The sequence below is a fragment of the Rhodococcus parequi genome, from assembly GCF_046042785.1.
Lineage (GTDB): Bacteria > Actinomycetota > Actinomycetes > Mycobacteriales > Mycobacteriaceae > Prescottella > Prescottella parequi.
Genome location: NZ_JBDLNV010000005.1, coordinates 197,058 through 206,079 on the forward strand (window position 1 = coordinate 197,058; position 9,022 = coordinate 206,079).

The following is a 9,022-nucleotide window of genomic DNA, read 5'->3' on the forward strand; positions in this document are numbered from 1 at the left end:
CGTGTGCCCCCATTTGGCCTGGTTGGGAAATGCCGGTAGAGTGGAAAAACGGTGCGCCCTGCGTATCGGTTGTTTGCGTGTCCGACCTTGCGTCGGAGTGGCGTTCTCGGCCGGCGACTGGAGCCACCGCTGTAGCGGATACCGGTGACGGTAACCGATGCACCCATACGCCACTCAACGGATCGCGGAGGACATGGCTAAGAAGGACGGGGCCATCGAGGTCGAGGGACGAGTTGTCGAGCCACTGCCCAATGCGATGTTCCGCATTGAGTTGGAGAACGGCCACAAGGTCCTCGCACACATCAGCGGCAAGATGCGTCAGCACTACATTCGCATCCTTCCCGAGGACCGCGTCGTCGTGGAGCTGTCGCCCTACGACCTGTCGCGTGGACGCATCGTTTACCGCTACAAGTAAAAAGCTTCCCCGGCCACACCCGGCCGGGGAAAACTATGTCTGCCCTCGGGCGGACAGACAACAGGAGATCAGACGCACGTGAAGGTTCAGCCTAGCGTCAAGAAGATCTGCGAGAAGTGCAAGGTGATTCGCCGTAACGGGCGCGTCATGGTGATCTGCGAGAACCTGCGTCACAAGCAGCGTCAGGGCTAGTCCCAGCAGCACAGCTTCTTCGAAGATCTGCTTGGCAACAAGCAAAAGAAGACCTCTCAGCACCAGCCGATACCCGGGCTCAGCACGTTCACGGGCAGGTATCGGTCCACCCCCGGCACGGAGGCCGGGGCCCCACTGCGATCGGAACGCAGAGTCTTATGCGCAGGGGACGGACTGGGAGCAGACCTCCGCACACCGAATAGGAATGCCACATGGCACGTCTCGCAGGTGTTGATCTTCCTCGCGAAAAGCGCATGGAGATCGCACTGACCTACATCTACGGCATCGGCCGTACCACCTCCAAGGAGATCTTGGCTGCCACGGGTGTCAACCCGGACCTGCGCAGCAAGGACCTCACGGACGAGGATCTCGCCAAGCTCCGCGAGTACATCGAGGAGTCGGTGAAGGTCGAGGGTGACCTGCGCCGCGAGGTGCAGGCGGACATCCGCCGCAAGATCGAGATCGGCTGCTACCAGGGCCTGCGCCACCGCCGTGGTCTGCCCGTGCGTGGACAGCGCACCAAGACCAACGCGCGCACCCGTAAGGGTCCGAAGCGCACCGTCGCAGGAAAGAAGAAGTAATGCCTCCCAAGTCACGTAGCACCGGTCCGAAGAAGACCCAGAAGGCGCGTCGCAGGGACAAGAAGAACGTCCCGCACGGTGCCGCTCACATCAAGAGCACCTTCAACAACACGATCGTGTCGATCACCGACCCGGCCGGCAACGTCATCTCCTGGGCGTCGTCGGGCCACGTGGGCTTCAAGGGCTCGCGTAAGTCGACGCCGTTCGCCGCTCAGCTCGCCGCTGAGAACGCTGCCCGCAAGGCGCAGGAGCACGGTGTCAAGAAGGTCGACGTCTTCGTGAAGGGCCCGGGCTCGGGCCGCGAGACCGCGATCCGCTCGCTGCAGGCTGCAGGCCTCGAGGTCGGCACCATCTCCGATGTCACCCCCCAGCCGCACAACGGCTGCCGTCCGCCCAAGCGGCGTCGGGTTTAAGTAGCGGGAAGGATAGGTAAAAGAACATGGCACGTTATACCGGACCCATCACCCGCAAGTCGCGTCGTCTGCGCGTCGACCTCGTCGGAGGCGACCAGGCATTCGAGCGGCGTCCTTACCCGCCGGGCCAGCACGGCCGCGCGCGCATCAAGGAGAGCGAGTACCTGCTCCAGCTGCAGGAGAAGCAGAAGGCTCGCTTCACCTACGGCGTCATGGAGAAGCAGTTCCGTCGCTACTACCAGGAGGCGGTCAACCGCCCCGGTAAGACCGGCGAGAACCTGCTCCAGATCCTGGAGTCGCGTCTCGACAACGTCGTGTACCGCGCAGGCCTCGCTCGCACCCGTCGTCAGGCGCGTCAGCTGGTCACGCACGGCCACCTTCTCGTGAACAACAAGAAGGTCGACATCCCCAGCTACCGCGTCTCGCAGTACGACATCATCGATGTCCGCGAGAAGTCGCTGGCGACCCTGCCGTTCCAGATTGCCCGCGAGACCCAGGGCGATCGCCCGATCCCGGGTTGGCTGCAGGTCGTCGGTGGACGCCTCCGCATCCTGGTGCACCAGCTCCCCGAGCGTGCGCAGATCGAGGTTCCGCTGCAGGAACAGCTCATCGTCGAGTACTACTCGAAGTAAGGCGTGATACCCGGGAGCGGTCGGTAACGGCCGCCCCCGGGTCCCAAGCCTTTCCCATCGTGGGCGTCATATGGCGGACGCCCGTACAGGAGGAAATCCAATGCTCATTTCTCAGCGACCCACGCTGACCGAAGAGGTCATCGCTGAAGACCGCTCGAAGTTCGTCATCGAGCCCCTCGAGCCAGGCTTCGGGTACACCCTCGGCAATTCGCTGCGCCGCACCCTGCTGTCGTCGATCCCCGGCGCTGCTGTCACCAGCATCCGTATCGACGGCGTCCTGCACGAGTTCACCACCGTCCCCGGTGTGAAGGAAGATGTCACCGACATCATCCTGAACCTCAAGGGCCTGGTCGTGAGCTCCGAAGAGGACGAGCCGGTCACCATGTACGTCCGCAAGCAGGGCCCCGGGGTCGTGACTGCGGGTGACATCGTTCCGCCGGCGGGCGTCACGGTAAACAACCCGGATCTGCACATCGCCACCCTGAACGACAAGGGCAAGCTGGAGATCGAGCTCGTCGTCGAGCGCGGTCGCGGCTATGTCCCCGCCGTCCAGAACAAGGCGTCCGGCGCCGAGATCGGCCGTATCCCGGTCGACTCGATCTACTCGCCGGTGCTCAAGGTCACCTACAAGGTGGAGGCGACTCGCGTCGAGCAGCGCACCGACTTCGATCGGCTGATTCTCGACGTGGAGACCAAGAACTCCATCACCGCTCGGGACGCGCTCGCTTCGGCGGGCAAGACCCTGGTTGAGCTCTTCGGCCTGGCCCGTGAGCTGAACGTCGAAGCAGAAGGTATCGAGATCGGACCCTCGCCTGCCGAGGCCGATCACATCGCTTCCTTCGGACTCCCCATCGAGGATCTGGACCTGACGGTCCGTTCCTACAACTGCCTCAAGCGCGAGGGTGTTCACACCGTCGGCGAGTTGGTTGGCCGTACCGAGTCCGATCTGCTGGACATCCGCAATTTCGGACAGAAGTCCATCGACGAGGTGAAGGTCAAGCTGCATTCGCTCGGCCTCGCCCTCAAGGACAGCCCTGCGTCCTTCGATCCCACCACCGTTGCCGGCTACGACGCCGCCACCGGTACGTGGAGTGACACGGACACCGGTTCCTTCAGCGACGCTGACGGCACCGACCAGGACTACGCCGAGACCGAACAGCTGTAACCCGTATCACCCGGCACATGGGCAAATGTGCTGGGCGAGCCCCAGAGGAGCTCCAATGCCCAAGCCCAAGAAGGGTGCCCGCTTCGGCGGGTCGGCGTCGCACCAGAAGGCGATCTTCGCCAACCTGGCGACTGCTCTCTTCGAGCACGGCCGAATCACCACCACGGAGGCCAAGGCCAAGGCCCTGCGTCCGTACGCCGAGAAGCTCGTGACCAAGGCCAAGGGTGGAACCCTTGCCGATCGTCGCGAGGTTCTCAAGGTCATCCGCAACAAGGACGTCGTGCACGGCCTGTTCGCGGAGATCGGCCCGTTCTACGCCGACCGCGATGGTGGCTACACCCGCATCATCAAGACTGTCCCCCGCAAGGGTGACAACGCTCCGATGGCGATCATCGAGCTCGTCAAGGAGAAGACGGTCACCTCCGAGGCCGATCGCGCTCGTCGCGTCGCGGCTTCGCAGGCCCCGGCTGAGGAGAACGTGGTGGAGGCCGTCGAGGCCGACGCCACCGAGGCCGAGGTCGAGAACGCTGACGCCGTGATCGAGGCCGTCGAAGACGAGACCGCGACCGCAGCCGACGCCGACGAGGCCAAGAAGGACTAGTCCACTTGGTTTCGGCATCTGCCGCATCGAACGAACCCGCCGCTCCCTCCGGGGACGGCGGGTTCGTTCGCTTGCGCCTCGACATCTCCTACGACGGCACCGACTTCTCCGGCTGGGCGCGTCAGCCCGGCCGCCGCACGGTGTGCGGCGAGATCGAGGAGAAGCTCAGCGCGATCGTCCGTACCCCGGTGCTGCTCACCGTCGCCGGGCGCACCGACGCCGGTGTCCACGCGAGCGGTCAGGTGGCGCATGTCGACGTGCCGGCCGACATGATTCCGGAGGAGCCCTCGCGGCTCGTTCGCCGTCTCGCCCGGTTCCTGCCCAGAGATGTTCGGGTCAAGGACGTTTCCTTCGCCCCGGAGCATTTCGATGCACGGTTCTCGGCGATTCGCCGACACTACGAGTACCGGTTGACCACGGCGCCGTACGGTGCCGAGCCGCTGCGGGCCCGGGACACGGTCGCGTGGCCGAAGGACGTCGACGTCGACGCGATGCGGGAGGCGTCGTCGCGACTGCTGGGCCTGCACGACTTCGCGGCGTTCTGCAAGCGTCGCGAGGGTGCGACGACGGTCCGGGAGTTGCAGCGATTCGACTGGGCGGTGTCCGATGGGCGCTCCGCGGGCTCCGCTCCCGAGTCGGGGCACGGGCTCACCGCCTTCGTGAGCGCGGACGCCTTCTGCTGGTCGATGGTGCGCAGTCTGGTCGGTGCCGCGCTCGCGGTCGGCGAGGGCCGCCGCACCGTCGAATGGATGGCGGGGCTGCTCGCCGAACGCGAACGCGCGAGTGCCGTGGCGGTCGCGCCGGCACACGGGTTGTCGTTGGTTCGAGTCGACTATCCGGCCGACGAGGACCTCGCCGCGCGCAACGAGGCCACGCGGGAGATGCGCACGGCGGTCGATCCGGGTGGCGCCGGTTGCTGCGGCGGTTGAGGGTCAGCCCGCGAGCTGGCGGGCGATGACGAGACGCTGAATCTGGTTGGTGCCCTCGAAGATCTGGGTGATCTTGGCTTCGCGCATGTACCGCTCGACGGGGAAATCCTGTGTGTACCCGTAGCCGCCGAACACCTGCACCGCATCGGTGGTGACCTTCATGGCGGCGTCCGTCGCGACGAGCTTCGCGACGGAGGCGTTGCGCGAGTAGGGGAGTCCGGCGTCGCGGCGCCGGGCGGCGTCGATGTAGGTGGCGCGGGCCGAGTCGACCGCGGCAGCCATGTCGGCGAGGACGAATCCGAGACCCTGATGGTCGATGATGCGCTTGCCGAATGCCTTGCGCTCCTTGGCATACGCGACGGCGTCGTCGAGTGCGCCCTGCGCCAGGCCCACCGCGACGGCCGCGATGCCCAGACGCCCGGAATCGAGGGCGCTGAACGCGATCGGCAGGCCCTGTCCGGTCTTGCCGATGAGTCGCTCGGCGGGAACGAAGGCGTCGTCGTAGTGCGCGGCCGTCGTCGGGACGGCGCGCAGCCCCATCTTCTCCTCGGGCTTTCCGAAGCTCAGTCCCTCGGTGTCCTTCGGGACCAGGAAGCACGAGATGCCGCGGGAGCCGTCGTCGCTCGTGCGGGCGAACAGGGTGTAGAAGTCGGCGCGACCACCGTTGGTGATCCACGCTTTGCTGCCGTTGATGCGGAACCCGCCGTCCGCCTCGGTGGCTCGGCACATCAGTGCCGCGGCGTCGGAACCGGCCTGCGGCTCGGACAGGCTGTAGGCGCCGATGGTCTCGCCGCCGAGCATGTCGGGCAGCCACTTCGCCTTCTGCTCGTCGGTGCCGTGGGTCGCGAGCGCGAAGCAGGACAGGCTGTGGACGCTCGTGGCGACCGCGACGGCAGCCCAGCGTGCCGCGATCTCCTCGAGCACCTGCAGGTACACCTCGTACGGCTGCTCGCCGCCTCCGAACTCTTCCGGGTAGGGCAGGCTCAGCAGTCCGGCGCGTCCGAGCGCCGGGAACACGCCGTCGGGGAACGTCTCGGTCTTCTCGTGCTCGTCGACGATCGGTGCCAGCACCTTGTCCGCGACGTCGCGGGTGAGGTCGATCAGGTCGTGAGCTTCCTGGGTGGGCAGCAGACGTTCGACGGGCACGGCGTTCTCCTCGTGGGTTGACGAGATTGAAAAGTAGTACTGATGGCGATACTGCAGTACTGTCTCGCGTATGGCAACCCCGGTGAAGATGACGGCCCGGCGCGTCGCGCTGTTCGACGCACTCGTGGCCCTGATCCTCGACGAGGGATTCGCGCATCTCACGTTGGACGACCTGGCCGCCCGGCTGCACTGCTCGAAGTCCACGCTGTACCGCCTCGCGGACAGCAAGGAGCAGCTGGTCCGGGCGGCCACGGTGCACTTCTTCCGCGGCGCGACCGAGAAGGTCGAGGCGAGCGTGGCCGGTGCGGTGGACGCCCGCGACCGTATCCGCAGGTATCTCGAGGCCGTAGGCGAGCAGCTGCGGCCGGCTTCGGTGCAGTTCATGGAGGATCTGGCTGCCGAACCCGCCTCTCGTGAGGTGTACCAGCGCAACACGCGGTTCGCGGCCCGGCGGGTGCAGGAACTCATCACGGACGGGGTCGCGGCGGGGGAACTACGGGACGCACATGCGGCGTTCGTCGGTGACATCGCGGCCGCGGCGATGGTTCGGATCCAGCAGCGTCAGGTGGCGTCGTCGACCGGGCTCGACGACGCCGCCGCATACGAAGAACTGGCGATTCTGCTCACCCGCGGACTCTGATCCTGCGCTCTAGGATCGGATCGGAAGGGAGCGTGCCGATGGAACTGGAACGACCGCTACGTCTCGAGGTGATCGTCGGCAGCGTCCGCACTCACCGGTTCGCGCCCGTCGTCGCCGACTGGTTCGTCGAACGCGCCGGTGCCCGTGACGAGTTCGACACCACGGTTCTCGACCTCGCCGATACCTCTCTGCCGCAGGATCTTTCTGCCGGCCCCGAGGCCGACGCCTTCGCCGAACGCATCGGGCGCGCGGATGCCTTCGTCGTCGTGACGAGCGAGTACAACCACGGCTATCCGGCGGCGCTGAAGACGGCACTCGACACCGTCAAGTACGAGTGGCGCGCCAAGCCCATCGGTTTCGTCGCGTACGGAGGGATGTCGGGCGGCCTGCGGTCGGTCGAGCAACTGCGTCAGGTGGTGGCGGAGCTGCACATGGTCTCGCTCCGTGAGGCCGTCAGTTTCCACCAGGCCCGCAAGCACTTCGACCCGGCGGACGGCGCTGCGAACGACGCCGCCGAGCGGATGCTCACGCAGTTGGCGTGGTGGGGCGACGCCTTGCGGACGCAGCGCGCGCACGTGCCGTATCCGGGTTGAGACTCAATGCGCGCCGACGAGCCTCGACGGGCGCGGACGTCCGACGAAGGCCGTCTCGGACGGGATCGTCACCAGTGCCAGTTCGATGCTGTGCCCTTCCGTCGTCAGGATCACGCGGTCACCCGACGACCCGGGCTGGACGATCGCGACGGCGACCGTCGCTGTCGCGGGCGTCGTGGTGGGCTGCACGTGGACGGTCGTCATGCCTGGACGAGCCGGCGGGGCCGGCGGACCGTCGACGACGAGAGTGTCGAATCCCGTTTCGGTCAAGGATGATTCGCGGGCGATTCGGAGTCGCGACGGCGCTCCGACCGATTTCACCAGCGTCGTCCACGCATGCGGCCGGTCGGTGTGGATCAGTACCCGCGCCCCGGTCCCCACGGACCGGAAGACAATCTGTTGCGCGACATACAACTCCCCGGTGACCAGCACGTCGCGCACTCCCGGGCCGAAGAGCCGGGCCGTGACGGCGTGGCCCTGGGCGTCCGATCCGACGAGTTGCCCGCAACCGGCAACCGGGAGGCGCAGGGCATCGAGAAGACCCGGAGCGGCCGCCCGCAGCGGCGTGAGGTCGTCGAGCTCGGGCGACGAGACCGGTAACTGCGCGACCAGAGCGTCGCGGTGCCGGCCGTCCATCGAGATCAGGCCTCGGCTCCGTAAGCCCTGGGACGGCGCGGCTCGGGTGGTGGTGCGGTACGCGGCACCCACGAGTACCGAGTCCTTGTCCGCGCTGGGGCGTAGGCGTACCGAGACGGTGGTCCCCACGCTGGGTAGGGCCCACACGGAGGAGAGGAGCTCGCGGCTCAGGTGTCGCGGATCGATCGCGTTGCCGGTGTTGCGCAGGCTCTGGAGCGGGACGTGCGACCAGTTCTGGTCCATCGTGTCGGGGTGGATGCCGCGGCAGACGAGGGCGGCCGCAGACTCCACTTCGGACGCCTGCAGAATCCGTGAGCGACAGCCCGCGTCGGAGAGGGCACGGACGACTCGCCGCGCTGCGACCGCGACGGTGCGAGCCGCGCCCTCTTCGCCGCCGCCACGGCGTGCGACGGACGCACCGTTCGCGGCGGCGTCGAAGCGGAGCGCGACCCACACGGTGCGCCGGGCGACGGCGGGCAGGGGCCCGACCAGGTTGTCGTAGACGTCGGCGGCGGGGCTGCCGGTGACGGCGCGACTGCCGTGGGCCACGACATCGATACCGCCGAGGGTGACGTCGTGCTGGTTCAGGCACGCGGCGAGCGCCGCAACGGGCACGTGGTCGGGAGTGTCGACACCGTCGCGGGTCACCCGGGTCCAGAGGCCGGACGCCGGAAGGAGTTCGACGACCGCGATGACCTGGCCGTCGATCCAGTGCAGGCCGACGGTGTCGCCGGAGGCATGGAAGTCGGAGCTGTACCCGATGCCCGGTCGACGGTTGCCGAGTCGGCGCAGAGCGGTGTCGGCCCACTCCACCGCGAACCGACCTCCGACCCGGGTGAACAGCGCTCCGCCTGACACCGCACCGACGGCGACCGCCGCCCACAGCGGCAGTCCGGCGAGCAGTGCGAGCAGACCCACGACAGCGCCGACCGACTGCGCGACCACGACGGTCGTCACCAGTGCTGCGGCAGTCGTGTTCGGACGGCGTCCGGCACGGAAATGGTCCACGGTTCCTCCCCGATACCTGAACCAGACGGAGCGAGAAGTCGTCCGCCGAAGAGTGCTTTCGAGCGAACTGT

Annotated in this window: 12 protein-coding genes; 10 read left to right on the forward strand and 2 right to left on the reverse strand. The window is 67.1% G+C overall.

All coding sequences use genetic code 11. The features are described from left to right. Window positions 1–193: 193 nt before the first annotated feature. The 8 genes from infA to truA all read left to right on the forward strand — a co-directional run bounded on the left by infA (window position 194) and on the right by truA (window position 4,928). Window positions 194–415, forward strand: coding sequence for a translation initiation factor IF-1 (infA, locus tag ABEU20_RS15425; RefSeq protein WP_003418601.1), 222 nt, complete (start codon window positions 194–196; stop codon window positions 413–415). Between the two features lie 78 nt (window positions 416–493). Continuing rightward, entirely contained in the window at window positions 494–607 is a 114-nt protein-coding gene (gene rpmJ, locus ABEU20_RS15430) for a 50S ribosomal protein L36 (RefSeq protein ID WP_003938068.1), read from the forward strand. A gap of 212 nt (window positions 608–819) precedes the next feature. Further along, on the forward strand, window positions 820–1,188 hold the full coding sequence (gene rpsM / locus ABEU20_RS15435; RefSeq protein ID WP_005518403.1) for a 30S ribosomal protein S13: 369 nt from the start codon (window positions 820–822) through the stop codon (window positions 1,186–1,188). Next, a complete protein-coding gene (gene rpsK / locus ABEU20_RS15440) occupies window positions 1,188–1,601 on the forward strand; it encodes a 30S ribosomal protein S11 (protein ID WP_005239680.1) in 414 nt (137 codons plus the stop codon). Before rpsM ends, rpsK begins: the two co-directional genes overlap by 1 nt. Window positions 1,602–1,627: 26 nt before the next feature. Continuing rightward, complete coding sequence (gene rpsD, locus ABEU20_RS15445; RefSeq protein ID WP_114718865.1) at window positions 1,628–2,233, forward strand: 30S ribosomal protein S4; 606 nt, start codon at window positions 1,628–1,630, stop codon at window positions 2,231–2,233. 100 nt (window positions 2,234–2,333) lie between these two features. Further along, on the forward strand, window positions 2,334–3,398 hold the full coding sequence (locus ABEU20_RS15450; protein WP_420165268.1) for a DNA-directed RNA polymerase subunit alpha: 1,065 nt from the start codon (window positions 2,334–2,336) through the stop codon (window positions 3,396–3,398). 55 nt (window positions 3,399–3,453) lie between these two features. Beyond that, on the forward strand, window positions 3,454–3,999 hold the full coding sequence (gene rplQ, locus ABEU20_RS15455; RefSeq protein ID WP_420165269.1) for a 50S ribosomal protein L17: 546 nt from the start codon (window positions 3,454–3,456) through the stop codon (window positions 3,997–3,999). Window positions 4,000–4,004: 5 nt separating this feature from the next. Beyond that, window positions 4,005–4,928, forward strand: coding sequence for a tRNA pseudouridine(38-40) synthase TruA (gene truA, locus ABEU20_RS15460; protein WP_420165270.1), 924 nt, complete (start codon window positions 4,005–4,007; stop codon window positions 4,926–4,928). A 3-nt stretch (window positions 4,929–4,931) separates the two neighbouring features. Here the strand turns inward: truA and ABEU20_RS15465 are convergent, their stop codons facing one another. Then, complete coding sequence (locus ABEU20_RS15465; protein WP_420165271.1) at window positions 4,932–6,074, reverse strand: acyl-CoA dehydrogenase family protein; 1,143 nt, start codon at window positions 6,072–6,074, stop codon at window positions 4,932–4,934. Between the two features lie 70 nt (window positions 6,075–6,144). Here ABEU20_RS15465 and ABEU20_RS15470 point away from each other — a divergent pair, with 70 nt between their 5' ends. Both ABEU20_RS15470 and ABEU20_RS15475 read left to right on the forward strand, forming a co-directional pair. Next, window positions 6,145–6,714 (forward strand): TetR/AcrR family transcriptional regulator, encoded by a 570-nt coding sequence (locus ABEU20_RS15470; RefSeq protein ID WP_420165272.1) that lies wholly within the window; start codon window positions 6,145–6,147, stop codon window positions 6,712–6,714. Between the two features lie 38 nt (window positions 6,715–6,752). Next, window positions 6,753–7,307 (forward strand): NADPH-dependent FMN reductase, encoded by a 555-nt coding sequence (locus ABEU20_RS15475; RefSeq protein WP_420165273.1) that lies wholly within the window; start codon window positions 6,753–6,755, stop codon window positions 7,305–7,307. Between the two features lie 3 nt (window positions 7,308–7,310). On the opposite strand, the gene eccE is transcribed toward ABEU20_RS15475, so the two are convergent. After that, on the reverse strand, window positions 7,311–8,951 hold the full coding sequence (gene eccE / locus ABEU20_RS15480; RefSeq protein ID WP_420165274.1) for a type VII secretion protein EccE: 1,641 nt from the start codon (window positions 8,949–8,951) through the stop codon (window positions 7,311–7,313). Between the last annotated feature and the right edge of the window lie 71 nt (window positions 8,952–9,022).